Source organism: Oceanobacillus phoenicis (assembly GCF_047238145.1).
GTDB lineage: Bacteria > Bacillota > Bacilli > Bacillales > Amphibacillaceae > Oceanobacillus.
This window is the reverse complement of sequence record NZ_JBDFME010000001.1, coordinates 2,007,691-2,033,924: the sequence shown is the minus strand read 5'-3', so window position 1 is coordinate 2,033,924 and position 26,234 is coordinate 2,007,691. Positions and strand designations below refer to the sequence as shown.

Below are 26,234 nucleotides of genomic sequence, written 5' to 3'. Positions count from 1 at the left end.
CATTTAAATACTTATAACACTAAGTTGGCATCGAATCCATTGATTATTAACAAACGCATATAATATTCCAGTATTTAATGGATCAAATTTAACCTCAACCTTAGTATACTCAATCATTGGATCGTTAAATTGTTCGCACCAATAATATAAATAGTTTAATTTAATTCCCCGTCTTGGTTGAACTTTTCTGGTTTTACCTTTTGGGGAAGGTAGTGTCATCAAAATAAAATTTTCGTCATAAGGAATATAGATATTCGGACGTCCGGATACTTCAAAAGAATTAAGGAATATTTCTTTGGGACTTTGTTGAAGTGATAGGTTTATATAATTGTCATATACATTATAAATCCAGTTTTCAAGTCGTTTATTTAAGGTCTCAAGTGTCCATACAACGTAGTTTTTGGAGTCCACAGAATTATTAACCTGCTGTACATTTCTCGTGTTTCCCATAAGGATTTGGATAAATAATTTATTTGTTAAACCAAATAATCTTTCTACCACATTATTAAATCCTGCTTTTAGAAGTGGTCTTTGTTTCGTATGGATTCCATAAGTTGCAAGCAAAGTTTCAAAATCAACACTATTAAATTCCATTCCACTATCTACTACCAAATTTTTTGGAAGCCGGTTATATTTTTTTACGCACTTCCTTATAACCATCATACAACTATTGTAAGAGGGTTCTTCAAAGGTTAGATAAAAGGCAAGAACCCTTCTTGAATAATCATCAATCATTAGTGTTAACCAAAGTCGCTTAGAATGCTTACCATCAATTTCTACTTCTATATCTAATTTGGCATGGTCAATATATACTGTTTCGAAAATACCTTCAGCATATTTCGAAGTAGTAAATTCTAGTTCTTTATAAAATCCCTCATATTTATATAAGGTTCTTCTTCCTTCCTTTCCAAGTCCATACTTTTGCTCATTTGTAATTTCATTTAAAATATCTTCTCGTTCATTCTTAGATTCTGATGAAGGGTATTTTTCAAATAATCTTTTTTCCTTTGTCACCTATATCAACTCCCCAAATATCTCAAGATCGTCGTCATCATAAATATCATCTGTTTCATTAGAATTACTATCTTCCACATTTTCATCATTTGATCTATCGTTGCTTTCAAAGACCTTTAATTCAGGTTTAGTTGAAGCTAAATTTTCATTTATTAATTCTTCTTCTTTTAATTCAGAGTCTATAATATATTGTGCAATCATTTTTGCTGTCACTGTATTGTTTTGTGAATATAATTTATTCTTTTGCCTGATTTCTTCTGTAATAATTTTCATTTGTTTTTCACTTTTACCATATAAATATTTGTAACCTTCAGATTGGCATTCTACCCATTGATCTCCTACATATGCATATGCAATTCCAATATTGAAAGGATCATATTTTACTTCAACTTGGGAATTTTCAATTTTTGGATTTCTGAATTGGTCACACCAATAATATGAATATGATAATTTAATACCTTTACCCGGATGTACTTTTCTAGTTTTTCCTTTTGGAGATGGTAATGTCATTAAAATAAAAGTATCATCATAAGAAATATAGGTATTCGGACGACTTCCAGAAACATTAATTGATTCTTCATATGATTCTTTTGGACTTTGATGAAGCGATGGATTTATTTTATTGTCATAAACTATATTAAACCAGTTCTCAAGGGCTTCATTTAAAGTTTCTAGTGTCCAAATTGCATGGTTTTTCGGATTTACTGATTTAGTAACTTGTCTTACATTTTTTGTTAATTGTGTGTTTCCAGCAAGGTTATGAATAAACAATTTATTAGCTATGCCGAATAATCTTTCCACATCATTTCCATATCTTGATTTTGCAGCAGGTCTCTGTTTCTTGTGAACACCGTAAAAGGCCAGTAAAGACTCAAAATATACACTATGAAATTCTTTTCCCCCATCCAGAACAAGGAAGTTAGGTAGTCGGTTATAATTCTTTACACATTCTCTAATAATCATCATGCAACTCCGGTATGAAGGTGGTTCAAATGTTAGATAAAAGGCAAGGACCCTTCTAGAAAAGGCATCAATCATCACGGTAAGCCACGGTCTCATGGTCTTATGACTAGTAAGTTTTAGTTCAATATCTAGCTCAGTATGATCAATATGCGCCAGTTCGAAAATACGCTCCCCATGCTTCGGAGTAGTAAATTCTAATTCAGTATAAAATTCCTCAAACTTATATGCTGCTCTTCTTCCTTTTCTAGATTCTGCTACTTCATATTTAGAAAGATTATTAATCGCAGTACACAATGTTTGGTATGATGGTGGATCAATATTAAGTTCTTCACATTTAACTAACAATTCACGATAAACTTGTTTCGCTGTTTTAGACTTAATGTTTTTATAACTTTGATCAATTACATCATTCATTATTTTTTCTGTTTCCGGTGGCAATTTCGAATTTTTATTTCCTTTTTTTTTTGTTCTGGGAAGAAGTCCGACAAAACCATTTCCATATAATTCTTCTGCATCATTGTATTTTTTTACCCAATTTCTGAGACTTCTTCTAGTAACATTTAAATGAACATTGTCTCCGTTTAGATACTTTGTAACAATTTCATATTTCTTATTTGCCTCTTCTAAGTCCTTTTCACTAGCTTCTGCAATCATCTTATTTAATTTATTACTTTCTTTCTTGTTATTACTTTCCACAGCCTTTATATAACCTTCTGATATATATGATTCAAACAAGTGGATTGGTAATTCAGCATGTTCATTTGTACTTTTTGAATATAAAAACACTTTTTTATTGCCACTGTCGTAATTTAAGATAGTCCAAGCACTATCTCCCCATAAAATACTGTTCCCATTTTTTATTTCAATCATCTTAGGTGAAATTCTTTTTCTACTTGATTTTTCAATTATCGAAAAACCCTTATGCTGTTCTTTATTTAGATATACCTTTACACTCTCTGGTTCGGTTATTAAATCGTTGTACAAATCAATATAGATGATGTTATTTGCTATTAAGTCATATATATCATCAGAGGTAAATTGTTCCTCTGCATTTTGAATAAGCTCTAGTATGGTTATACCGGGCGCTGATATTATTGCCTCCTTAATCTTTGCAATAATTTGATCTTCGGGTATATGCCCATTGGTAATATAATCTTCCAGAAATTCAAGGTTACGTTGAAGTATCCAATTAATCTCAGATGACGAACGTACAAGAAAATCCAAACCAAACTGTATTGCATAATTTTTTCCAAGTGCGAATTCCCATCTTCCATTATTTCTAAAATATCTGTCTGGTTTTTCCTGAGACTTCTTAATAAGGTGTTCTTCTGTCTTGCACTCTACCCAATAGGCTCTTTTCTTTTCGATTACAAAAAAATCTGCTGTATACCAATAAGCCATTTTTCTATTTTTGTCTTTCTTACTTTGAAAATAATTCATTTTTATTTTGGGTGGCTGATCATAATACTCCAAAACATCATCATTAAATTCCATCATATAGATAGTTGGTAATTCAACCTTGTGACTTTCAAATTGAATGGTAACTCCCATCTTTTTACTACTATACCTTCCGCTAACGTTATTTCTACCTCCCCCAACCCGTCTTGCAGGAGGGGACTGTCTTATACGTTGAATTTCCTTCTTTGCCTCTTCCGTTAAGTCCATTCTTGCTGCCCATTCTTCAAATTCACTTGAACTCATCATTTAAATATGTCCTCCTATTCTTATACTCATAACCACTTTGTACTAATAAAAATTTCCAATAATCTTGTAAAACCTTTTCTTTTAAAACCCCATTTTTATTAATCTTTTCTTCAATTTTTCTACGACTAGGATATAATCCTTCACATTTCAACTCATTAAAGGCTAGCTTAATTTGTTCTTTTAACCTTTTAATTCTCAGCTCTGACTTTTCTTTTGTATAGTCGTAATATCTCCTCGATATTTGTTTACAAAGATCCGGAAAATTTCTGTACAATACTCTCTTATCCCGACCAATTACTTTTGCAACTGAATTCATCGATATTGGAGTATCTGTACTTAAATGTTCAATCAGTTTTTTCTCAATCACATCATAATTAAGTGGTTTTCGAATTTGTTTTGTTTTATTATTAATGACCCGCTTGTCATTAATTTGAAATATATTAACATCTAGTTTTTGAGATTCTAAGAGGAAATCTAAAATTTCTTTATTTAATTTAAAACATATTTTTAGTATGTTATCTAAAGAAGGAAAGTTTTGACCATATAGCCAATATCGGAGAGTGCTTTTTGGGATACTTAGGTGTCTTGAAAAACCCGCAACATTATTTGAAAAACGTTCTTCATTTATTACTTTCAATTTGTTTATAAATGTACGCTTAAAACTTTGAACATCTATCGTGTTATGATTTATTGATAAAATATCCTTCACATTTTCATAAACATAAAGTTCCCACCTGAATTTTTCTAGATTGATCCTTTTGCTTTCACTTTCTTGGGCTAATATAGAGGAACAATTTGGACAATAGCCGGGAACCATTTGCCTGCGTATGATATCAACTTTCTTTTTACATATAGGACATCTATCAACTAAAAAACGACTATGTTTTTTGCAAATCTCTACAGGTTTTAAATGCCATATCAGCGGATAATATATAACCTCTCCATCCTTCTCCCAAGTTCTAATACAGTCAGGACACCAAGTGAGTGTATCCTTCAGTAAATTTCTCAATGGAATGAATTCTTTTAGGTTGTACAAGGTTAAATTAATTAGGTCATCTCTGGATGTTAACTTCTCAACTGTCCATGCAAGTTCAACAGCAATTTCCATGTATCCATTTACAGTTTTTGCCTTTTCATAAAAGCGGTTCCCTCCATAAGCTGAAGCCCGTTCTAAATAACTCTTATTCATTTCAGGAAAAATCATCTTATTGAATAAATGACCAACAGAGAGGTTGTGTTCATATGCTACCCTAATTAAATAACTGCTCAGGCTTTCAACTAACTCAGTTTGCAAACCAATTGGTTCAATACTGTATAAATCACTTCTAGAATCTAAATTTATTTCTATCATTCTATTACACCCCATAAATTTAATAGATTAATAGTTATTATTGCCATATAGAACATTTAACTATTCACCTTTTCCATATCAGGTCGTTTTACGGGCTTAAACGGTCTGTTTTGGGCCTTATTTGGATTAAAGTAAGGTATTTTTGTATTTATTCACACATGAAAATAAGGTTTAAATATACGATTTAGAGTACATTTAGACCTTATTTTTAAATTAAAATAAAAAAATTATAGTTAGCTATTCGAATAGCTTTTTTAATAGAGTATAATACTTAAAATTATCTTAGGAGGTTTAATAAATGCTATCATTTAGAGCTGTTTTTACTATGGAAGAGGAAAAAAATAATTATAATTGTGTAGATGTAACTTGGTACGATTGTCCAATTGACGAACCGTTTAACTACGAATACTTCGAAAATGAATCAAATAGTTATATTGCATGGACAGAGGACCTTATTAATTTTCACCGATGGATTTTCAAATATTTTTATCAAGGTTATGTACTCCAACAATTTGAGTTGATAATATACCAAGACCATAATCAGACTGAAGATGAAGTCCTATTCTCGATTCCACATTTTAATATTAAATATAAGGATTGTTTAAATATAATTCACGATGGATTAGTTAACTATAATAGAGATATAGTAGAGATAAACTTTATTATATCAGTGCAAAATTATGAGCATATTTTTAATAGAATCATTCTCTTTCAAAATCATTGGTTAAGATTGGCAAATATAAGTAGTAACAAAGAAAATGAATTAATTGAGAATGACCTTATATTTGACTTACCATTCCTGATATATTTTGCAAATAGCATAGAGGAATTTAAAGAAATAATTAATAAGGTCATCAACCATTTCAATGGTATATTTAAACTATTAAACAAGAATAGTAATGACCGAAACCTAAGAAAGATCAAAAATATATTGGTACTACTATTAGATGATTTAAGAAATGAGGAAAGAAATATAAATGAATTTAGTTGGATGTTTAAAATCAACGGGAATGAAATTCATAAAGAAAATAAAGATGATATCGAACTACTTCTTCCACTCGAAGGAGAATTCGATGATAATTTACCTCTCTAATTTATATTAAACTATATTAATTAGCTGTCCATGCAGAACTTAACGGCTCTTTGGGCAGCTTTTTTTATGACAAAAACAATTAATTACATACCCTTTATGACATCTTTGCTGTTCTAAAACATAGCGCATTGAAATCATTGTCATTTAATAACTACATAAATTATAATCATATAGAATTCTAAAAGGTTATATAGAAGGAGACAGTAATATGAATAAAAGGATAAAAAGAAATAGAATTCGTTGTAAATGCTGCGGGGATATTATTGAATCAAGACAAATATATGATTTTCAACAATGTTCATGCAAAACGGTAGCGGTTGACGGTGGACTAGAGTATGCCAAAAGAATTTTTCCAAGTAATCCACCTGAAAAATTTTATGATGAATTAGTAGAATATGAATGATTCCGTATATACTTGACGAACTTAGACTGATTCCACTAGTATAATTATTGCTGTTATTGCTGTTCTAATCTAGGTAATCGGTTGGTGAATTTCGAAAGATGCCGTTGCCGTATTAATGGGGGTACTCAAAAGAATGTTGAGAACGATAGAACAATAATTAAGCATAAAGGTATAGGCCACAAAACCTTATACAACTGAATCATTTCTTAGATATGTGAATAATAATAATAAATCTCTCTTATAATTCAACTACTACAAAAAGAACCTATCCGATTTGCGGATAGATCCCTAATTTAAAAATTATTCTACTGGTGACAATTCACTTTCCGTTACCCATTTGTGGTTTTTAACCTCTTCTCCAGAATCGGTAGCTACAAAATCAACCATATATACGGTTGTCTCTTCCGCTGAATCGATTACTGCAGTTGCACCGTCCATACCCTCCATGTGATCTGCATTAAGAGTTACTTCGTTTCCCGGTTCAAAAGGTTCATCTCCTGCTTCTTCAATCTCTTCATGAATAACCCATTTATGATTTTCTACCGGATCTCCACCAGTCGTTGGTGTGTAGGAAATAGTATATACCGTCGTATCATATGCGCCAACAATCGTCGCCTCAGCACCATTCATACCCGGCATATGATCGGATTCAATAATTGCTTGGCCGCCAACCTCATAAGTTGGGTTATCCGCTTCTTGTAAGCCTTCGGGAACTTCGCCAGTACTAGAATGGTTCATACCAGAATGATCCATGCCTTCCATATCTTCATTGGTATCAGATTCTTCCATATCCATTTCATCATTATTGGATTCCACATTTTCTTCCGAATTAGGTTCGGTTTCTGTATTCTCCTCTTCATTAGCACCTGCACATGCAGATAAGATAAGTACTGTGAATATAGTAATTATCCCTATTATGATTTTTCTACTTTGCATTTAAATAATCCCTCCTAATATAATAAAGCTTGCCTATATTCTAACCAGTAAATTTGCAGATTATATGCAGACTTCGCAAAATATGAATTACGATTTCTATAATAAATCTTCATCCCTTTTCCAAGTGGATACAAAAGGTTATGAAAAATACAGTCATTGAATATCAATGACATTTCAGTAGAATAATCCATTTTATACTCAACATCTAAATTAAATAGTGATTAGTTTTTACTCCAATTATGCATTATTTCTCGATATTTGTTCGGTATGATAATTGCGAGAGATTGAATCGTAAGGGAAGGAGGAAAATGTATTAAAGGTTGTTTTCTCACTCGTAGTGATTACAACTAAATAACACATCTGAAGTCTAAATGCAAAGAACGAACGAATAAAGGAGCGACCAAATGAAAAAAATTATATTGGCAGGTGCAGGCTTGTTGCTAATATTGACGGGTTGCACAAACGTCACAACAGAACAACAATCTGGAGAACAAACTTCTGAAGAAATGCAACATGAAGAAAATATGGATATGAACCACGAGAACATGGAAGGTATGGAAGAACACATGGACCATGATAATATTCCCTCTCTTCAAGCCTCCAAAGGCACTCAGGAGTTAGTAATACCACCCCTGCTGGAAAAACAGAAGGACTCAGACTTCGATTATGAGGTGGTCGCACAAGAAGGCACGACGCAATTCTTTGATGGTTCTCTAACCAATACTTACGGATATAATGGGAATTTGTTGGGACCGACTTTACAGCTTAAAGAGGGGGAGACCGTAAAAGTGAAAGTTAGGAATGAGTTAAATGAACCAACAACATTTCACTGGCACGGTCTTGAAGTACCGGGAAGTGAAGATGGTGGTCCGAGTGATGTAATCCAGCCGGGTGAAAGTAAAGTCGTAACCTTAAAAGCAGATCAGCCGGCAGCGACATTGTGGTATCACCCACATCCACATGAAATGACTGCTGAACAAGTGTTCAAAGGGCTTGCAGGAATGCTCTATGTGGAGGAGACGGATGAAGAAGCTCCTGCTTTGCCTCATACTTATGGTGTAGATGATATCCCTCTCATTTTTCAGGATCGTCTCTTTGACGAAAACAAGCAACTGGATTATAAGAATCTGATGAACAACGATGGAACAATCGGGGATGTATCGCTCGTTAACGGTACGGTCAATCCGAAACTGACTGTGACAAAACCGCTGATGCGTTTTCGAATCCTTAACGGTGCGAATGCCCGAAATTACACGTTCCGTTTAAGCAATGATGCCTCATTCACCCAAATTGCTTCGGATGGCGGGTTGTTGCGTGAGCCAGTTGAAACAGATGAGATTACTTTATCCCCATCGGAACGTGCAGAAATCCTAATTGACTTTTCTGCGATGGAATCCGATGAGCCAATTGCCATCACTGATGAGGAAGGTAATGCCCTATTGCCTTTTGATTTGGAATATGATGGCGAAATGAAAAAGATGGAATCCATATCTTGGCCAGACAACACTACCTTCCTTTCAGAAGAAGAGAAATCCTTGCCAGTTACCAAGGAAATCGAATTGTTTGGAATGATGGATAAGGTCACCATTAACGGCAAGAAATTCGATCCTGACCGGATTGACTTACGGCAAAAGAAAAGAGTCCTGGAAGTTTGGGAAGTTTATAACAAGCCAGACGAAATGGGGGGAATGCTACATCCATTCCATATTCATGGTACTCAGTTCAAAATCATATCGCGTGATGGAAGGGAACCAGCTCCGAATGAACTAGGTCTGAAAGATAGTGTTCTTATTGAACCGGGCGAACGAGTCAGACTGCTCGTCACCTTTCCGGAAGAGGGAATCTATATGTACCATTGCCATATTCTAGAGCATGAAGATAACGGTATGATGGGGCAGGTAGAAGTATACTAATTTTACGGAGTAAACATTAAGAAGGGCTGTACGGAATTGTTTTGGATTACGTACAGCCCCTCTCTATTCCATTGACAATTCGCTCTATGACATTGGTTAAAGCTGAAGGTGTCTTAATGATTATTAATTATTTAGGTATCCTTGAAATCATCTACTGTCGTCTTAGAAAAATTCCACTAAAAATATAAATATTAGAATTTTAATTAACAGTTTAAAATATTTTCATATGATATAATAATAGTAAATTTGTATCTAAATAACTTTTTTGCTTTAGGGAAAAAGAGGAGTAGAGGTGAGATGTTTTGTGTTTTTCCTATAGTTTTATTGAACAACAAACTCATGAAATGTCCAAAAAGATATGGGATAGCTCCTTATACAAATTAATTAGGATTGACTTCGCAGGCGGCAACTGTTTTAAGGTCCAAAGTAATTTAAGTGATCGGGTAAGTCTTGAAACGGAAATGGGGAATAAGTCCACTTTAATTACAAAGGTCATTTTGGAAGACATAGAAGGAAAGCTTTATTCTATTGAACCGAATGACAATGGGTTAAGATTTGCAAAAGGAGAACTCACTTATAAAGAGTATAAAAATCTTCAAGAGAAAGGGAACGCTCTTTGGATTACAATCTTTATTGTTGGGTTTTTATTAATTTTTACGTTGATGTCTGTGTTGGTAAAGTTTGTTCTTTAACACTATCTAATTTCTAAGGATTAACATATTGGTTTCCTTAGTGAAACTAACATTATTTCATCCAAATATAAAACTACCCTTACACCTCATGAAATGTATATTAAAAGGCTGGTCTTCTCTGTGAAAAGACCAGCCTTTTTCATATATTTAGGCAACATCATAGCCTTGTTCTTCAATTGCTTCTTTCATGGCGTCAACATTTACCTTCGATTCATCAAAAGTAACATCTACTTTACCAGCTTCTAAATTAACCTCAGCTGCTGATACGCCTTCTAATTTTTTCAATGCACCTTCAACTGACATTTTGCAGTGACCACATGACATGCCTTGAACTTCTAATGTTTTCTGTTCCATAACCTTTTCACCTCCTTTAAATTAGATTTTTATATTTTCACTCGTTTAAGACGAAGTGAGTTAGTAACAACACTTACTGAACTTAACGCCATTGCTGCACCAGCAATCCACGGTGCAAGTAATCCAATTGCAGCAACTGGTATTCCGGCTGTATTATATCCGAATGCCCAGAAAAGGTTCTGACGGATATTTCGAATCGTTGCATGACTGATTTTAATTGCTTTCGGTATAAGCAATAGCTCACCACCAAGAATCGTAACATCAGCAGCTTCAATAGCCACCTCTGTACCAGTTCCAATAGCAATTCCAATATCTGCCGTAACAAGTGCAGGTGCATCGTTTACACCATCTCCAACCATTGCAACTTTCTTGCCTTGTTCTTGAATTTCTTTTACTTTAGCTGCTTTTTCTTCAGGTAATACTTCAGCAATTACTTGGTCGATACCAACTTGTTTTGCAATTGCTTTCGCTGTCCTTTCATTATCACCTGTTAGCATAAACACTTCTATCCCTAAGTCTTTTAATTGTTTAATAGCTTCTGGAGCCGTTTCTTTTATAGTATCTGCAACAGCAACTGTTCCCCGGTACTCACCATCAATGGCAATTAACATGGCTGTTTTACCGTCTATTTCATATTGCACCAATTTTTCTTCATAACCTGTTATATCCACTTGATGATCTTTCATTAGCTTTCTATTACCAACAAGAATGTTTTTTCCAGAAATTGCTGCTTCAATACCATGACCCGGTACTGCCTCGAAATGTTCTACATCTAAAAAGTCGATATTATTCTCTGTAGCGTATGCAACAATTGCTTCTGCAAGTGGATGTTCGGACCCTTTTTCCGCACTAGCTAATAATTGAAATGCTTCCTCATCACCTGAAAAATCAGTTACTTCCGGTTTCCCTTTTGTAATTGTACCTGTCTTATCAAGTACAATTGCTTCTAATTTATGTGTACCCTCTAGGTGTTCTCCACCTTTGAATAAAATCCCACTTTCTGCAGCCTTTCCTGTTCCAACCATAATGGACGTTGGGGTTGCGAGTCCTAAAGCACATGGACAAGCGATAACAAGTACAGCAATCGCCGCAAATAAAGCAGATTCCATTTGTCCGGGTTGAACTAAAGTAATCCATATAATAAAGGTTAAGATAGCAATACCGACGACTATCGGAACAAAATAACCTGAAATAACGTCAGCTAATCGTTGTATTGGAGCCTTTGATCCTTGGGCTTCTTCAACAACCTTGACAATAGATGCTAATGCTGTATCTTTTCCTACTTTTGTTGCTTCCATTTCAATGGAACCATTTTTATTAATAGTAGAACCAATTAATTGTTCCCCTAAATCTTTTTCAATCGGAATTGATTCACCTGTAAGCATAGATTCATCAACAGAAGTTCTTCCCTTAATAACAATACCATCTACAGGTATTTTCTCTCCCGGTTTTACAATTAAATGATCACCAACAACTACATCGCTGGCAGGAATCAGTATTTCTTTACCATCTCGAATTACACGAGCTTCTTTTGCTTGCAAATTGAGTAGTTTAGATAAAGCATTTGTTGTTTGACTTTTGGCTCTAGCTTCTAAATATTTACCGAATAAAATTAATGTGATTATTACAGCACTTGTTTCAAAATATAAATGCGGCATATATTCTGGATTTCCAATTGTCATGAATGCTTCATATAAACTATAAAAATAAGCAGCACTTGTACCTAAAGCAACAAGTACATCCATGTTTGCTCCACCATTTTTTAAGTTCTTATAAGCCCCAACATAAAACTGCCAGCCGATAATAAATTGAACTGGTGTTGCTAAAGCAAACTGGAACCAAGGATTCATGAAGATATCTGGTATACTCATGCCAAATAAATGTACAAGCATCGTAACTAATAAAGGTGAAGTAAGGATAGCTGAAACGATTAATTTGGTCTTCATATCTTTTAATTGTTTTTCTTTATAAGATTGCTTTTCTTTAGCCTCTTCCTTGGGTTTAGCATCATAGCCAGTATTTTTGATTTTATCAATCAAAGATTTTACATCAATTAACCCCGGATTATATTCAATCGATGCACTTTCTGTCGTTAGGTTAACAGTTGCAAGTTTTACTCCATCTTGTTTGTTCAATACTTTTTCAATACGGGTAGAGCAAGCCGCACAGGTCATCCCAAAGACATCTAGGTCCGCTTTCTCCGTTAGAACACCATACCCTACATTCTCTATTTTTTTCGTTATATCATCAACAGAGGTTTTCTCCGGGTCATAATCTATCGTTGCCTTTTCAGTTGTTAAATTAACTTGAGCCTTAACCCCATCCATTTTATTCAAAACCTTTTCAACACGATTAGAACAAGCTGCACAGGTCATCCCTGTTACACCAAGTGTTGTATGATTTGTTTCACTCATAATAATTCCCTCCTTACTTGGAAAATTGTTTCATGACAGTCATTAATTCCTCAATCGTTTCCTTTCCTTCACCTTGTTTAATAGCATCACTAACACAATGGTTAATGTGTCTTTCTGTGATAGAAAATCCTACATTTTTTAGTGCTGATTGAATGGCACTAATTTGTACTAAAATATCTACACAATATCGATCATCTTCAACCATTTTCTGTATCCCACGAACTTGACCCTCAATTCGTTTCAAACGATTAATCGTTTTCTGTATTTCATCTTTCGTTCTTGGTTTACTTGGGTGATCATGTAAGAATCTCTCTTCCAAATGAATCACTTCCTTTTCTTTTATATATTTACTATACCCCCGTACAGTATATTTGTCAATAGGGAAACTTAACTTTTGAAAACATCTTTTAATATTTTACACTTTTTGATGTTAGATATTTTCTTACATAGCCACTAATGGTAAATTGTTATCCAAGGTCTATTATTAGCTTTTTAATTGTTCTTTACCTATCCGTTTTAAAAATTTATGGAATGTCTCCCGTTTTTTCCCCTTTTCAGCATATACAGCAATTATTTTTTCCACTGTATCGTATAATTCTTCTGGTGTTAAATTTTCTTTCAGTAAAGAACCTACCTCAGCATCTTTTCCTTTCGCTTTACCACCAACATATAAATTATAATGATCTTTATACTTCATTACACCTATGTCACTTAAAATTGGTTCACCACAACCAATGATACAACCTGTATAAGCAACTTTTAGGGTAAATGGTACAGGTTTTCCTGCTATACGGCGATTTATTTCTTTTGCCACTGGCATCCCTTCCCTTTCTTCCCCTTTGCAAAAATTACAGGTTCTCAAGCTCTTTACGTAATTTCCAACTGGATAACATTTTAAACCAACACTTTCGAATTCTTTAATTACTACATCTTTATTATCCTTTGGAATCTCTATATAGAGTTGTTGAAAGGTGGTTAACTCCAGTTCATCTTCCTCATTCATGTATTTTGAGATTGTCATAAGTTGCTTGGAATTGAGTTTGGCACCAAACCCTATTCCACCATTCACGGCGATTTTTATTTTATTCTCCATATTCTTATCTCCCCTATTTTCAATAATCTTGTATCAATGGATAAAATATATCTATATACAAATTAAACAGAACTTTGATGCAAACATCCTCCCACCATATAATACTATACCCCCCTAATGTATGTAAAGTGATAAAAGGGGAGAAAATTTCTGCTAAACAATATTATGAGATTCTTTATCCTCATTATTGTTAGTACCTTTAATTAATTTTTGCTGAAATCTGCACAAAAAATGGACATATTTTTTATATGTTAGTTAATGGAAAAAACTATTAAATTCAAAGTGAGTGAGTTGATATGTTCGATCTCTTTAATGAAATAGGCATTATGCTAAATGGACCACTTCAGCAAATTGCATATGGATATGAACACATTCCACTGTTATTTGCATTTTTTCTAGGGTTAATTGGCGCCGTTGCTCCTTGTCAGCTAACAGGCAATATCAGTGCAATGACTATTTATGGTAACAGATCGTTAGTTGAAAAAGTCCCTTGGTTACACGTATTTCTATTTGTTTTAGGTAAGGTAGTTGTTTTTTCAATAATCGGTTTAGTAATTTGGTTACTTGGGAAGGAAATACACAGTACTTTAACACAAATGTTCCCGATTCTAAGAAAGGCAATTGGGCCATTACTTATACTGGTTGGTTTATTTATGATAGGGTTATTTAGCTGGAGAAAAACAGGGAAAATGTTTAAAATACCCACTAAATTTAAAGATAGTTATCTAGGAAGCTTTTTAATGGGTGCGAGTTTTACGTTAGCATTTTGCCCTACAATGTTTGTATTATTTATACTAACCTTAATGCCAGTTGTATTAGAAACATCATATGGATTTGTATTACCTTCTGTATTTGGAATTGGAACCTCACTTCCACTTTTATTAATTATTTTTCTTATTTGGTATTTTGGGGCAAGTGGCATTATATTAAAGAGAAGCAGAAAAATAGGGTCACTAGTGCAGAAACTTGCAGGAGTTATCATTCTTATTATAGGTATTCTGGATACTTTAACTTACTGGTAAAAGAGGTCAATTATGTTTAATAAATTATCCTTAAAAATTGGACTATTATTCTTTGTGTTCATGTTAATTATCGAGGTTTTTGTTTATTTTATTCTATATACAAATATAGCAAATGAACGTATTGATGAAGTGATGGATAGTTTATTAGCTCGTGCCAATACACATAGTGCTGTCTTGGAAAATAACTTTGATTCATCAACGTTGGAGCATGTTGCTATCATGGAGTCGGAATCGGAATTTTCTGTTATTATTACCGATGCCAATGGTAACATCATCATTAATTCCGATCCTGTTGAAAAGGAAATGTTTGAAGTAATTGATCATACGGATTATAAGGATATACCCAGTGTAGGAAAAGTAGTAGAACAACGCTGGTCAGAAAAACAATATATAGCGGTTGATAGCCCTATTACTATTGATGAAGAACATCAAGGGCATGTCTTTATGTTTGCTAATACCAATATTGTAAAAAATATGGTTAATCATTTGAGTGATCAATTTGTCATAGTTGGACTAATCACCATTGTTCTAACAATTTTTACCGTCTTTATTCTTTCTCGTTTTATTACGTTACCATTAATGAAAATGAAAGAAGCCACAGAACAACTAAGCAAGGGAAAAAATAAAGTGGAATTACATAAGGAACGAAAAGATGAACTAGGAGAATTAGCTGGTTCTATCATGAAGCTATCTAGTGATCTAGAACGATTAAAAAATGACAGAAATGAATTTTTGGCAAGTATCTCCCATGAACTTAGAACGCCATTAACTTATATAAAAGGATATGCGGATATTATAAATAAGCAAGAAATAACAGATGAAGAAAGAAAAGAATATCTGGATATTATACGGGAAGAAACAGAGCATTTGACAGTTCTAGTTAAAAATCTATTTGACCTTGCTAGAATGGATGAGAATAAGTTTGTAATTAATCGAAAAAATGTTAATTTTAGACAACTAATCCAAACGATTGAAGAACGAATTTCTCCAGTACTGGAAGAAAAAAATATTACACTTTTTGCTTCATGTCCAGTAGATATCATAGGTAATATTGATCCCGATAGAATCCAACAAGTTTTATTAAATATACTGGATAATGCCAGAAAACATACACCCGAAGGAAAGTCTATATCATTAGAGGTAAACCAGTATGATAGAGAAATTAGTATAACTATTTCAGATGAAGGAGAAGGAATTCCAAAAGAAGAGTTACCTTATCTATTTGAACGGTTATACCGTGTAGAAAAGTCGCGTTCCAGAGAAAGTGGTGGAACGGGATTAGGATTAGCTATTGCAAAAGAAATTATAGAATCTCACGGAGGTACGATTGAAATCGAAAGTGAACTTGGAAAGGGTACAAGAGTTATTGTTCATTTAATAAGAGGTGAATATAATGGTTAAAGCTCTATTAGTAGATGATGAAAAACGAATGCTAGATTTATTAGCGTTATATTTGAGACCACATAGTTATATATGTAAAAAAGCTATTAGTGCTAAAGAAGCGTTATCGTTTTTAAAAGAAGAAACTTTTGACATAGTACTTATAGATATTATGATGCCTGAAATGAACGGCTGGGAGTTATGCCAAGAAATTAGAAAGGATTCGGACATACCTATCATCATGGTAACTGCTCGTGAACAGAAAGAGGATATTGTAAAAGGGTTAAAATTAGGTGCAGATGATTATGTAACGAAACCCTTTGACGAAGATGAGCTATTAGCAAGAATAGAAGCGGTATTACGTAGAATGAAACCTGCGAGGAAGATTGAAGTAAATGGTCTCTTATGGAATGAAGATGAGTTTGAGTTATCATATAAAAATAATACATTAAAGTTAACGCCAAAGGAATTTACAATGCTAGGTTATTTTATAAGAAAACCAAACCAAGTGTTTACTAGAGAACAATTAATTGAATTAATTTGGGGATACGATTCACACACAGAAGGAAGAACAGTTGATTCCCATGTACGGAACATGCGAGATAAAATTCGGCAATCTGGATTTCCAATCGATGATTATTTAATAACTGTTTGGGGTATTGGATACAAATGGATAAACAAGCCTTCATTATAGGTATAAAAAAAGGTCTTTAATACAAATGTAAAAAAAGACCTTTTGTTTTGACACAAAACTTTTACAAAAATCAAAGCCTTATTAATACCATACAGAGGTATAGTATTGTATAGTATGGATAGAAGGATGAAAAATACAGAAAATAATAGGAAATTCATCAAAATATCCGTACCAAAGGAGGAGTAATAATGAAGAACAAAGGAAATGAAGAGAATCCACACAATCACAATAAGCATAGAGAACATGACCATCATAATCATAAACAACATGAGGAACAAAAACATCTCAGCCATCAACATCATAATCATGAACATGAAGATATGCATGGTTATCACAAACATGGACATGGAGAACAAAAAAATCACGATCACAGTCATGGACATAGTGGGCATCATGGTGGGCATGGTGGACACGGCGGACATCACGAACATATGGTAGAAGATTTTAAGAAACGTTTTTGGATATCCCTTGTTTTATCAATTCCTATTTTATACTTATCCCCAATGATTCAAATGCTGTTTGGATATGAGGTAAATTTCACAGGTGATACCCTCTTACTTTTCTTGCTTTCCACAATTGTCTTTTTCTATGGTGGAAAACCATTTTTACTTGGTGCATGGGATGAGTTAAAGGAGAAATCTCCTGCAATGATGATGTTAATTTCTTTAGCTATCATCGCCGCTTATGTATATAGCACACTGACAGCATTCTTTATAGAAGGCAGTGATTTCTTCTTTGAACTAGCTACTCTTATTGTAATTATGTTGTTAGGACATTGGATAGAAATGAAATCCCTTATGGGTGCTTCAAAGGCATTGGAAGAGCTAATCAAGTTAATGCCAAAAGAGGCCCATAAACTGGACAAATCCGGAAATATTGTTGAGGTAACAGTCGAAGATTTACAACCGGGTGACCAAATTTTAGTTAAATCGGGTGAAAAGATTCCAATTGATGGTGAAATTTACGAAGGAGAATCTACCGTCGATGAGTCGATGCTTACTGGAGAATCTGTCCCTGTTGAAAAAGCGCCCGGAATGGAAGCGATAGGTGGTTCCGTCAATGGTGATGGTGTATTAAAAATTAAGGTAAGTAAAACAGGAAATGACACCTACCTATCCCAAGTTATTAAATTGGTAAGCGATGCAGAAAAATCGAAATCAAAGGCCCAAGGCTTTGCGGATATTGCTGCTAAATGGTTATTCTATGTTGCTCTTGTAGTAGGGATTATAACCTTTGCAGTTTGGTGGACTAACGGGGATTTAGATTTTGCTTTGGAACGAATGGTTACCGTTTTAATTATTGCTTGTCCACATGCCCTTGGTTTGGCAACACCACTAGTAACGTCTAGATCTACTTCCATTGCAGCTAAAAACGGCTTGTTAATTCGGAATAGAGTAGCATTTGAAAGTGCATTTAAAGTGGACCGCGTGGTGTTTGACAAAACAGGAACACTTACGGAAGGTAATTTTGGTGTTACAGATATCCATCCAAGCGAGGGTATTAGTGAAGAAGAATTATTGAAATTAGCTTATTCTGTTGAAACACAATCAGACCATCCAATTGCTAAAGGAATTGTGAAAGAAGGAAATGATCGTAATTTGAAACCCTTTGATGTTAAGGATTATCAGAATTTAACTGGGAAAGGGTTAGTAGCTAAAATCGGTGATGCAGAAATTGCTGTTATTAGTCCCGGTGCTATGAAAGCAAATAAAATTTCTTTTGATGAAAAAACTTATGACCAACTGGCTTTACAGGGGAAAACAGTCGTATTTGTCCTTAAAAGTAATGTCTTACAAGGAATGATAGCCCTAGCCGATATCATCCGTGAATCTTCTTATAAAGTTATTAAAGAATTAAATGACCGTGGTATAGAGACGGTTATGATGACTGGTGACAACACACGTGTAGCAAATTATGTAGGAGAAAAACTGGGTATTTCCAAAGTCATCGCTGAAGTACTTCCGCATGAGAAATCAAATAACGTGAAATATTTAAAACAAAACGGAAAAAAAGTGGCGATGATTGGAGATGGTATTAATGATGCCCCCGCTTTAGCGGAAGCTGATTTGGGAATTGCTATTGGTGCGGGTACAGACGTTGCGATTGAAACAGCTGATGTTATACTAGTTAACAGTAATCCAGTAGACATTTTAAATATCATAAAATTGTCTAAGGCAAGTCGCAGGAAAATGGTTCAAAATTTAGGATGGGCCGCAGGGTATAACATCATTGCTATTCCTTTAGCTGCAGGTGTATTGTACAATGTTGGGTTTGTCATAACCCCTGCCGTTGGAGCTGCAGTTATGTCACTTAGTACCATTATTTGTGCAATAAACGCTCAATTATTAAAAATCGATTAATAGAAATAAATAGTTTCTGTTTGGCTAAGCATGTATGGTATTGCTTAGCCTTTTATTTTTCTGTAGGTAAATTTCTGTTCATAAATAGTACAAAGAATCTGCTTAATTTCTGCAAACTTATAACGTAATCTAACAGAGAATGTCTTTAGATAATACCACCGTTATACTATATTTCTATAAGGAGTGATACATTCTTATGAGTTTGGAGGAAACAAAAAAGAAGAAGAAAAATAAAAGGAAAAATCGATTAATTTTTAGAACTTCTATATTAATTGTTATGGTTGGAGCTATTATATTTGCATTAGTGTCCAATATACAAGCGGATAAAACCATTTATCAAGTCGGAGATGAAGCACCTGACTTTGAATTAAAGCAAATTAATAAAAATAATGAATTAGAATCTATACAGCTTAGTGATTTTAAGGGACAGGGTGTGATGTTAAACTTTTGGGGTACTTGGTGTAAACCATGCGAAGATGAAATGCCTTACATGCAAGAACTTTATCCCGTATATAAAGAAAGAGGAGTTGAAATTATTGCAGTTAGTTTAGATAGTACAGAATTGGTTGTTGATCGTTTTATTGATAAATATGATCTAACCTTTCCAATTCCCCATGATAAAACAGGAGAAGTAAGGGATCTATACAAAATAGGACCAATTCCAAGTTCCATATTCATTAATCCGGATGGAAAAATTCATAGAGTTGTAAATGGAGCTTTATCATTGGAGAGTTTGGAAAGTTATTTTAAAGAAATTGTACCAAAAGAATAGGCTACAATTTTCTTATAAAGGGGGATAAAAATTGAATGAAATAAACATATTTTTAGCTTTTGGGGCTGGTTTCCTTTCTTTTATTTCACCTTGTGTATTACCACTATATCCAGCGTTTTTATCTTATATTACCGGAATGAGCGTAAGTGAGATAAATGAAGAAAATAAAAAAATGAATAAAAAAGCTCTTTTACATACCGTACTATTTTTACTAGGGTTCTCAAGCATTTTTATTATGATTGGTTTTACCACCTCTTATATATCGGAATTCTTATTAACCTACCAAGATGCGATTAGACAAATTGGTGCTATTTTAATCATTTTCTTTGGACTAGTGATTGTCGGAATTTTTAATTTTAAATTTCTAATGAAAAACAAAAAAATCACATTCAAAAATCGTCCCGGTGGTTATGTTGGTTCTTTCATCATTGGAATGGCATTCTCCTTGGGATGGACTCCTTGTACCGGTCCAATACTAGCTATTGTGTTATCATTAGCTGCAACAAATCCTGATGTTGGTATGATTATGATGATTAGTTATGTTTTAGGTTTTTCGATTCCCTTTCTATTATTAGCATTGTTTATTGGTAAAATTAAATGGATTAAAAAACATAGCCTAAAGTTAATTAAAATTGGTGGATACATTATGATTTTCATGGGAGTAGCACTATTCTTTGATTGGTTGACGAAATTAACTTCCTTCTTAGCTGGATGGTTTGGTTTTTATGGATTTTAAAATATATTTTCTATAATTTATCTATTACATCTGCACGAATAATGCATATTTAAGCATTATAATTTGTCTTGTAGATTTTGTTACAAGTAGAATATCACTCGTTTTACATGGTAGTATATATTAACATTTAACAAATTGGATGAAAGAGGAGTCGAACAATATATGAAAAAAGGATTATTGGCAGTTTTTGGATTATTACTTATTTTAATAGTTGCTGCTTGTAGTGAAAGCGAAAGTACATCAAATGAAAAAGAACCACAAGACATCAAGAAAATGGTCCAAGATTACAGTGTCGGGGATTCCGATGATGTGTCTGCTTCTATTACTTCAGAAGAGCTTATTGTCACCGATAGCGGTGATAAAGAAACCACCTACGATCTTCCCGAAGATGAATTTTTTGTTTCCATCGCACCATTTGTTGAGACAACACACCCTTGTACCAATCATAGTTTAACTGGCTGCCAAGGGGAATTAGTGGAAAAAGAATTTGATGTTTATATTGAAGATGAAGAAGGTAATGTAGTTGTGGATGAAACCATGACATCATTAAAGAATGGATTTATTGATTTTTGGTTACCACGTGACAAAACATACAACGTGACGATTCAATACGATGGAAAAACAACTCAATCTGAGATTTCCACTTTTGAAGGTGATAATACTTGTATAACAACAATGCAATTAATCTAGTCGTATTTCCCCGTGATATCTTTTAAATTAAAAAATACAAAATAAAGGGTAATAGAAAAAAATTATATAGTTTTATAATATTCCCATTAGAATCGAGTGTTATCAAAGATAAAGCACTCGATTCTTTTTTGCTTAATTTTACTATTTAGAAATTTTTTGGCTCCCTTTTATCCTCGTTACCACTGACTGTAAACGAACTGAATTAGATTAATACCTGATAATAATATGAAAAATAAAAATTCACACTAATATTGAAGCAGCCTTGTTGGATAAAATACAATGTCAAGGGAATAGTAAAATTTGTATTTAATCTTGAAGCAAAGGAGAATTTTCAGATGGCCGTGTCTTATGAAGAGTGTATTAAAGCTTGTTTAGAATGTATGGAAGCTTGTAATGGGTGTTATGATGCTTGTTTAAAAGAAGAGAATGTAAAAATGATGGCTGACTGTATCCGCTATAATAGAGAATGTGCAGACATTTGCGCATTAGCAGCAAAAGCAATGCAATCGGATAGCCCTTTTGCTAAGCAGATTTGTAAGCTTTGTGCTGAAGTTTGTGAAGCATGTGGAAAAATGTGTGAACAACATAACCATGCTCATCACTGCCAAAAGTGTGCAGAGTCCTGTTTTAAATGTGCAGACATTTGCCGAACAATGGCATCTTAAATATAAAAACGGTGAACTTGCGTCACCGTTTTTATTAGTTTAAAGTTATGATTAAGACTTTTTCTATATTTAATTATTTAACAAGTGTTGAAAATGTTGATAGGTTTTTATTTGTTCCTCAGTGTCTGCTTTGGGGACAAATGACCAACCCATACGGTTGATAAAATCAGAATATCTTTTTTGAATTTCTAACTGTTGCAAAGCCATTTCCACATGCGCATTTCTAACATTTCTATCTTTCATTAATAAAGCAGAAGTATAATTTTCATTTGACATCAATTTGGCTCCAGCACGTGCTTCTAATGCAATCCATTTATCGTTGTATTTATTAACCCCTGTACCTTCTACTCTTCGGTTGCTTACATCATACATATCTAAATCCGGAACTTCAACATACTCATTATTATCAGGATTAATTAAAGATAACATTACCCTAACATGCGACATCATTACATTTATCTGGAGAGCAATAATACTTTTCAAATCTGAATTTGTAGTGTTAATATGATAGACTTTTAATTTATTAATCATTCCCTCGTGTGTAGACAAATGTTCTGCCATTAAGCCAAGGTCTACGGATGGTAAAGTTGACATATAACTCACCTTTCATTAAATAAATTCCCTTTAATATATGCTGTTTAATGAAAATCTGTTATTAATGCCCACTTTTATCTAAAAAGGGAAAATCGAGTGGATCAATGTAATTCAATACCAAAAACAATATTGCAATGGTAAAAATCATTAAGAATGGATATTTAAAAAAGGAAAGAATTTGTTGGTTGGCTTGTTTACGTATGGATTCTTCTGCTGTATATAAAACAAGTAACAAAATCATTGTTATCATCACAGCTATAATATTAATGATTGCATTCGGCCTAGTCATTGCTACCATATCTCCAAGCATGGCTCCCATCATCCCCCCCATTAGTCCAGAAAGTATGCCATCAATGACAGCAGGAAGACCTATAGGTAATCCTGCTAAAAAACCAACAACCAATCCAATCAATATAGCGTAAATGGTTGATTTAAATAAATCACCATGATAGATGACTCCTAAAATAGTTCCCATTAGAATTCCTGCCGACATCCCTAATGACATGGAAATCAACATTCCATTCATTTTAGTTACCCAATTTCGGTAATACGCTACATATATAATGGTTGTTATAACTTGGGTGGCACACAACAAAAGTATAAAAAATAATGAAATTGACATTATTTCAACCCCAATCTTAGTTTGTCCACTTTTATTGTATTCACTGTTAACATGCATTATGATATACCCATAGGAGGTTTATGTATTTAAAAATAAACATAAAAGAGTTAACTGCATAAAACTGTAATTTCATTATTAATGAGTTTAGATATTCCTTATGCTTAGTTAAGATAATAATATTTACTTAGCGAAAAACGCTCCAAGTTTTCAACTTAGAGCGTTACTAGGGTCTTATAGTTTGGTAAATACTTCAAATAAATCACATTAAACATACATTCCTTCAATGCTTTGGAAAAAGAATAGAAACCTTCGTTCCAATATTTAATCTACTATCTATCTGAATTTTCCCTTGATGTGCATCTACTAATGCCTTCACAATGGACAATCCAATACCTATTCCACCTGTTTTCCTATCTCTGGATTTATCCCCACGATAAAACCTTTCATAAAGATAAGGAATGTCTTCCTCAGCAATTCCAATCCCTTCATCTTTCACAAGGAAACCTATATAATCAGTAGAACCCTCTAGCTTTATCGATACCTTTTTTCCTTTTGGGGTATATTGAAGAGCGTTATTTATTATATTCGTCAAAATCTGTGCAACACGATCACGATCCGCTTTAAACCAATATTCTCTTTTAGGTTTTTGAATGTTTAATATAACACCTTTATCCTGAAATACTGACAAAAATTGTCCTTCCATTGAACGTAATATTTCACCTGCTTCTATATTAGTTTTGTTCAACTTTATTTGTGGATTTTCAGCGGCAAGTAACTCTTCTAATTCACCGACAAGGCGCACTAAACGCATCAATTCATCATGACTTTGCTGCAACCTTTTTGGCGTTGGCTCAAATATCCTATCCTGAAAAGCTTCCATTTGACTTCTTAGTGTCGCAAGTGGGGTTCGTATTTCGTGAGCAAAATCAGCAGTAAACTGTTTACGAAGCACCTCTTCTTTTGATAATGATTCAGCAAGTCGGTTAAACGATTCACCAAGTGGCTTCATTTCATTTGACAATTCCTTAACTGGTACACGCGTTCGCCATTTATGGTCTTGTAATTCTTGAATAGCTTTTGATAATTTTCGAAACCCAGTTGTTAGGCGCTTAGAAAACAATAGGCTAAACACGAACGCTAAAACAACTGTAACAATAATAGCAAGATAAATATTCGATTTAATTGTATTTAAAAAAGCAATGTCTTCCCCCATCATTTCCTCTGGGTAATAAACTTCCATATTGCCTATATGTCTTTCATCAAATGTTAAATCATAAGAATGTGTCTGGTATTCCGTTTTCATATCGGTTTCCGAATGCATCCCCATGCTATCCATCATTCCAAGCATCATCGTTGTATCAGCTATTATTTGTCCGTCTTCATCAGAAATTCTATAAAATAAATTATCCGTCATAGCTTGTTGATGCATTAAATTTGTTAGTTGGTTATCAATAAGTTCCCCTGTTTCTTTATAAGAATTAATTGCTTCATTTTCTATAAGTTTACTGCTTTCCTCTCTATTATTTTGTAAATATTCGTTGAATTGATCTTCAAACCCCCATAATATAGAGAAACTAGTAAGAAAAATACCACAAAGTGACACAACTAATAGGTAAAACAGGATTTTAGAACGAAGTGTCAATCGACGCATCAGATGTTCCTCCAAACCTATATCCCATCCCAAAAACAGTTAAAATATATTCTGGGTGACGAGAATCTGTTTCAATCTTTTTCCGAAGGTTTTTTATATGCGTATCAACACTTCGTTCATATCCTTCAAAATAAGTTCCATCATCCTGAATCTTTTCCAGTAAATCCAAACGACTGTAAACTCGCCCGGGGTAGCTTGCCATAGCTATTAAAAGCTTATACTCAATAGGAGTTAGTGGGATGATCTGATTATTCAATGTAATTTCCTTCTTTAAAAGATCTATTGTTAGCTTTCCTTCATTGAACGATAAATGGTTTCCACTATTTATTCTTTTTAACCTACGTAAAATAGCCTTAGCCCTTATTACGACTTCTCTTGGACTAAAAGGCTTTGTAACATAGTCATCCGCCCCAATAACGATTCCGTTAATTAAATCGTCTTCTGTCGATTTTGCTGTTAACATAATGATAGGAACATCACTTTCATTTCTCGTTAATCTACATATCTCTTCACCTGATATATCTGGTAGCATAAGATCTAAAATAATAATATCCGGATTATTTTCTTTTATTTTTTTTAATGCTTCTATTCCATTAGAGGCAAGAATGGTTTCCCATCCCTCTTTTTCAAAATAAGCTTCTAACACTTCAAGAATCATATCTTCATCGTCAACAATAAGAATTTTAGTCATGTTAAACCACCTCTTTCATATAGTATCATCAATTAAAATGAAAATGATAATCTTCACAACTTCCACATAAGTTCACCACAAATTCTCCATATATGAAAGGTATGATGTAGTTAAGAAAGGAGATGTTTTATATGAAAAAATTAGTAGTAGGGTTATTAACTGGAGCGGTTCTATTAGGAAGTGCAACTTTTGTTGCGGCCGAATCAAATGGAAATGGCATCTTCAACTTTGAGGAAATGCAACCGCATATTGAAGAAATGCATCCTAATTTATCATCAGAACAGCAGGAAGAAATGTTTAATAACTGTCATGGCGACAATGGTATGATGCAAAACGATACTGAATTCCGTGATATGATGTATAATTTATAGATTAAAGAGGTGATCCCGTATAATGGGGATGATGAATATGATGGGTTATGGGTTAC

At 33.6% G+C, this 26,234-nt stretch carries 25 protein-coding genes; 13 read left to right on the top strand and 12 right to left on the bottom strand.

Features of this window, described 5'->3' with window-relative positions:
• Positions 1-3 precede the first annotated feature (3 nt).
• From ABC346_RS10100 to ABC346_RS10090, 3 genes are read right to left on the bottom strand one after another with little or no spacing between them, the layout of a single operon-like run.
• Positions 4-1,014 (bottom strand): DDE-type integrase/transposase/recombinase, encoded by a 1,011-nt coding sequence (locus ABC346_RS10100; RefSeq protein WP_413234720.1) that lies wholly within the window; start codon positions 1,012-1,014, stop codon positions 4-6.
• Positions 1,015-3,678, bottom strand: coding sequence for a Mu transposase C-terminal domain-containing protein (locus ABC346_RS10095; RefSeq protein WP_413234719.1), 2,664 nt, complete (start codon positions 3,676-3,678; stop codon positions 1,015-1,017).
• Complete coding sequence (locus ABC346_RS10090) at positions 3,665-5,032, bottom strand: TniQ family protein (RefSeq protein ID WP_413234718.1); 1,368 nt, start codon at positions 5,030-5,032, stop codon at positions 3,665-3,667. The genes ABC346_RS10095 and ABC346_RS10090 overlap by 14 nt, the downstream gene beginning before the upstream one ends.
• A gap of 298 nt (positions 5,033-5,330) precedes the next feature.
• Here ABC346_RS10090 and ABC346_RS10085 point away from each other — a divergent pair, with 298 nt between their 5' ends.
• Together ABC346_RS10085 and ABC346_RS10080 are read left to right on the top strand one after the other, a co-directional pair.
• Positions 5,331-6,125: a hypothetical protein gene (locus ABC346_RS10085; RefSeq protein ID WP_413234717.1), complete on the top strand. Its 795-nt coding sequence runs from the start codon at positions 5,331-5,333 to the stop codon at positions 6,123-6,125.
• Positions 6,126-6,333: 208 nt separating this feature from the next.
• Positions 6,334-6,528, top strand: coding sequence for a DUF7695 domain-containing protein (locus ABC346_RS10080; RefSeq protein ID WP_413234716.1), 195 nt, complete (start codon positions 6,334-6,336; stop codon positions 6,526-6,528).
• 300 nt (positions 6,529-6,828) lie between these two features.
• Here the strand turns inward: ABC346_RS10080 and ABC346_RS10075 are convergent, their stop codons facing one another.
• Positions 6,829-7,464 (bottom strand): YdhK family protein, encoded by a 636-nt coding sequence (locus ABC346_RS10075; RefSeq protein WP_413234715.1) that lies wholly within the window; start codon positions 7,462-7,464, stop codon positions 6,829-6,831.
• A gap of 404 nt (positions 7,465-7,868) precedes the next feature.
• Here ABC346_RS10075 and ABC346_RS10070 point away from each other — a divergent pair, with 404 nt between their 5' ends.
• Both ABC346_RS10070 and ABC346_RS10065 read left to right on the top strand, forming a co-directional pair.
• Positions 7,869-9,377, top strand: a complete 1,509-nt coding sequence (locus ABC346_RS10070; protein WP_413234714.1) for a multicopper oxidase family protein — start codon at positions 7,869-7,871, stop codon at positions 9,375-9,377.
• Positions 9,378-9,679: 302 nt separating this feature from the next.
• Positions 9,680-10,069, top strand: a complete 390-nt coding sequence (locus ABC346_RS10065; RefSeq protein WP_413234713.1) for a hypothetical protein — start codon at positions 9,680-9,682, stop codon at positions 10,067-10,069.
• Positions 10,070-10,216: 147 nt separating this feature from the next.
• On the opposite strand, the gene copZ is transcribed toward ABC346_RS10065, so the two are convergent.
• From copZ to ABC346_RS10045, 4 genes are all read right to left on the bottom strand, one after another.
• Positions 10,217-10,423, bottom strand: coding sequence for a copper chaperone CopZ (gene copZ / locus ABC346_RS10060; protein WP_068672923.1), 207 nt, complete (start codon positions 10,421-10,423; stop codon positions 10,217-10,219).
• Positions 10,424-10,452: 29 nt separating this feature from the next.
• Positions 10,453-12,837 (bottom strand): heavy metal translocating P-type ATPase, encoded by a 2,385-nt coding sequence (locus ABC346_RS10055; RefSeq protein WP_413234712.1) that lies wholly within the window; start codon positions 12,835-12,837, stop codon positions 10,453-10,455.
• A 13-nt stretch (positions 12,838-12,850) separates the two neighbouring features.
• Positions 12,851-13,156, bottom strand: a complete 306-nt coding sequence (locus ABC346_RS10050) for a metal-sensing transcriptional repressor (protein ID WP_060681789.1) — start codon at positions 13,154-13,156, stop codon at positions 12,851-12,853.
• 165 nt (positions 13,157-13,321) lie between these two features.
• On the bottom strand, positions 13,322-13,930 hold the full coding sequence (locus ABC346_RS10045; protein ID WP_413234711.1) for a nitrite reductase: 609 nt from the start codon (positions 13,928-13,930) through the stop codon (positions 13,322-13,324).
• A gap of 296 nt (positions 13,931-14,226) precedes the next feature.
• Here ABC346_RS10045 and ABC346_RS10040 point away from each other — a divergent pair, with 296 nt between their 5' ends.
• From ABC346_RS10040 to ABC346_RS10005, 8 genes are all read left to right on the top strand, one after another.
• A complete protein-coding gene (locus tag ABC346_RS10040; protein WP_413234710.1) occupies positions 14,227-14,952 on the top strand; it encodes a cytochrome c biogenesis CcdA family protein in 726 nt (241 codons plus the stop codon).
• A 12-nt stretch (positions 14,953-14,964) separates the two neighbouring features.
• The gene (locus ABC346_RS10035) at positions 14,965-16,353 is read left to right on the top strand and encodes a sensor histidine kinase (RefSeq protein WP_413234709.1); all 1,389 of its coding nucleotides are present in this window, start codon (positions 14,965-14,967) and stop codon (positions 16,351-16,353) included.
• A complete protein-coding gene (locus ABC346_RS10030; protein ID WP_413234708.1) occupies positions 16,346-17,026 on the top strand; it encodes a response regulator transcription factor in 681 nt (226 codons plus the stop codon). The genes ABC346_RS10035 and ABC346_RS10030 overlap by 8 nt, the downstream gene beginning before the upstream one ends.
• 188 nt (positions 17,027-17,214) lie before the next feature.
• The gene (locus tag ABC346_RS10025) at positions 17,215-19,386 is read left to right on the top strand and encodes a copper-translocating P-type ATPase (protein ID WP_413234707.1); all 2,172 of its coding nucleotides are present in this window, start codon (positions 17,215-17,217) and stop codon (positions 19,384-19,386) included.
• A gap of 196 nt (positions 19,387-19,582) precedes the next feature.
• Positions 19,583-20,158 carry a thiol-disulfide oxidoreductase ResA gene (resA, locus tag ABC346_RS10020; RefSeq protein ID WP_413234706.1) on the top strand — a complete coding sequence of 192 codons (576 nt, stop codon included), beginning with the start codon at positions 19,583-19,585 and terminating at the stop codon, positions 20,156-20,158.
• A 31-nt stretch (positions 20,159-20,189) separates the two neighbouring features.
• A complete protein-coding gene (locus ABC346_RS10015) occupies positions 20,190-20,894 on the top strand; it encodes a cytochrome c biogenesis CcdA family protein (protein WP_060681782.1) in 705 nt (234 codons plus the stop codon).
• Between the two features lie 162 nt (positions 20,895-21,056).
• Positions 21,057-21,584 carry a CueP family metal-binding protein gene (locus tag ABC346_RS10010; RefSeq protein ID WP_060681781.1) on the top strand — a complete coding sequence of 176 codons (528 nt, stop codon included), beginning with the start codon at positions 21,057-21,059 and terminating at the stop codon, positions 21,582-21,584.
• A gap of 335 nt (positions 21,585-21,919) precedes the next feature.
• A complete protein-coding gene (locus ABC346_RS10005) occupies positions 21,920-22,249 on the top strand; it encodes a four-helix bundle copper-binding protein (protein ID WP_413234705.1) in 330 nt (109 codons plus the stop codon).
• Positions 22,250-22,318: 69 nt separating this feature from the next.
• Here the strand turns inward: ABC346_RS10005 and ABC346_RS10000 are convergent, their stop codons facing one another.
• The 4 genes from ABC346_RS10000 to ABC346_RS09985 all read right to left on the bottom strand — a co-directional run bounded on the left by ABC346_RS10000 (position 22,319) and on the right by ABC346_RS09985 (position 25,807).
• The gene (locus ABC346_RS10000; protein WP_060681779.1) at positions 22,319-22,843 is read right to left on the bottom strand and encodes a spore coat protein; all 525 of its coding nucleotides are present in this window, start codon (positions 22,841-22,843) and stop codon (positions 22,319-22,321) included.
• Positions 22,844-22,904: 61 nt separating this feature from the next.
• Positions 22,905-23,465, bottom strand: a complete 561-nt coding sequence (locus tag ABC346_RS09995) for a hypothetical protein (protein ID WP_413234704.1) — start codon at positions 23,463-23,465, stop codon at positions 22,905-22,907.
• A gap of 280 nt (positions 23,466-23,745) precedes the next feature.
• Positions 23,746-25,116 carry a sensor histidine kinase gene (locus ABC346_RS09990; protein WP_413234703.1) on the bottom strand — a complete coding sequence of 457 codons (1,371 nt, stop codon included), beginning with the start codon at positions 25,114-25,116 and terminating at the stop codon, positions 23,746-23,748.
• On the bottom strand, positions 25,091-25,807 hold the full coding sequence (locus ABC346_RS09985; RefSeq protein WP_060681775.1) for a response regulator transcription factor: 717 nt from the start codon (positions 25,805-25,807) through the stop codon (positions 25,091-25,093). The genes ABC346_RS09990 and ABC346_RS09985 overlap by 26 nt, the downstream gene beginning before the upstream one ends.
• 131 nt (positions 25,808-25,938) lie before the next feature.
• Here ABC346_RS09985 and ABC346_RS09980 point away from each other — a divergent pair, with 131 nt between their 5' ends.
• Positions 25,939-26,178 carry a hypothetical protein gene (locus tag ABC346_RS09980; protein ID WP_060681774.1) on the top strand — a complete coding sequence of 80 codons (240 nt, stop codon included), beginning with the start codon at positions 25,939-25,941 and terminating at the stop codon, positions 26,176-26,178.
• Positions 26,179-26,234: the final 56 nt, after the last annotated feature.

Excerpts from the sequence above, each read along its gene's own strand:
- ABC346_RS10090 (WP_413234718.1), bottom strand. The coding sequence starts at position 5,032 with ATGATAGAAATAAATTTAGATTCTAGAAGTGATTTATACAGTATTGAA.
- ABC346_RS10095 (WP_413234719.1), bottom strand. The coding sequence starts at position 3,678 with ATGAGTTCAAGTGAATTTGAAGAATGGGCAGCAAGAATGGACTTAACG.
- ABC346_RS10085 (WP_413234717.1), top strand. The coding sequence starts at position 5,331 with ATGCTATCATTTAGAGCTGTTTTTACTATGGAAGAGGAAAAAAATAAT.
- ABC346_RS10030 (WP_413234708.1), top strand. The coding sequence starts at position 16,346 with ATGGTTAAAGCTCTATTAGTAGATGATGAAAAACGAATGCTAGATTTA.
- ABC346_RS10010 (WP_060681781.1), top strand. The coding sequence starts at position 21,057 with ATGAAAAAAGGATTATTGGCAGTTTTTGGATTATTACTTATTTTAATA.
- ABC346_RS10075 (WP_413234715.1), bottom strand. The coding sequence starts at position 7,464 with ATGCAAAGTAGAAAAATCATAATAGGGATAATTACTATATTCACAGTA.
- ABC346_RS10070 (WP_413234714.1), top strand. The coding sequence starts at position 7,869 with ATGAAAAAAATTATATTGGCAGGTGCAGGCTTGTTGCTAATATTGACG.
- ABC346_RS09990 (WP_413234703.1), bottom strand. The coding sequence starts at position 25,116 with ATGCGTCGATTGACACTTCGTTCTAAAATCCTGTTTTACCTATTAGTT.
- ABC346_RS10025 (WP_413234707.1), top strand. The coding sequence starts at position 17,215 with ATGAAGAACAAAGGAAATGAAGAGAATCCACACAATCACAATAAGCAT.
- ABC346_RS09980 (WP_060681774.1), top strand. The coding sequence starts at position 25,939 with ATGAAAAAATTAGTAGTAGGGTTATTAACTGGAGCGGTTCTATTAGGA.
- copZ (WP_068672923.1), bottom strand. The coding sequence starts at position 10,423 with ATGGAACAGAAAACATTAGAAGTTCAAGGCATGTCATGTGGTCACTGC.
- ABC346_RS10005 (WP_413234705.1), top strand. The coding sequence starts at position 21,920 with ATGGCCGTGTCTTATGAAGAGTGTATTAAAGCTTGTTTAGAATGTATG.
- ABC346_RS09985 (WP_060681775.1), bottom strand. The coding sequence starts at position 25,807 with ATGACTAAAATTCTTATTGTTGACGATGAAGATATGATTCTTGAAGTG.
- ABC346_RS10040 (WP_413234710.1), top strand. The coding sequence starts at position 14,227 with ATGTTCGATCTCTTTAATGAAATAGGCATTATGCTAAATGGACCACTT.
- resA (WP_413234706.1), top strand. The coding sequence starts at position 19,583 with ATGAGTTTGGAGGAAACAAAAAAGAAGAAGAAAAATAAAAGGAAAAAT.
- ABC346_RS09995 (WP_413234704.1), bottom strand. The coding sequence starts at position 23,465 with ATGTCAATTTCATTATTTTTTATACTTTTGTTGTGTGCCACCCAAGTT.
- ABC346_RS10045 (WP_413234711.1), bottom strand. The coding sequence starts at position 13,930 with ATGGAGAATAAAATAAAAATCGCCGTGAATGGTGGAATAGGGTTTGGT.
- ABC346_RS10080 (WP_413234716.1), top strand. The coding sequence starts at position 6,334 with ATGAATAAAAGGATAAAAAGAAATAGAATTCGTTGTAAATGCTGCGGG.
- ABC346_RS10035 (WP_413234709.1), top strand. The coding sequence starts at position 14,965 with ATGTTTAATAAATTATCCTTAAAAATTGGACTATTATTCTTTGTGTTC.
- ABC346_RS10055 (WP_413234712.1), bottom strand. The coding sequence starts at position 12,837 with ATGAGTGAAACAAATCATACAACACTTGGTGTAACAGGGATGACCTGT.
- ABC346_RS10000 (WP_060681779.1), bottom strand. The coding sequence starts at position 22,843 with ATGTCAACTTTACCATCCGTAGACCTTGGCTTAATGGCAGAACATTTG.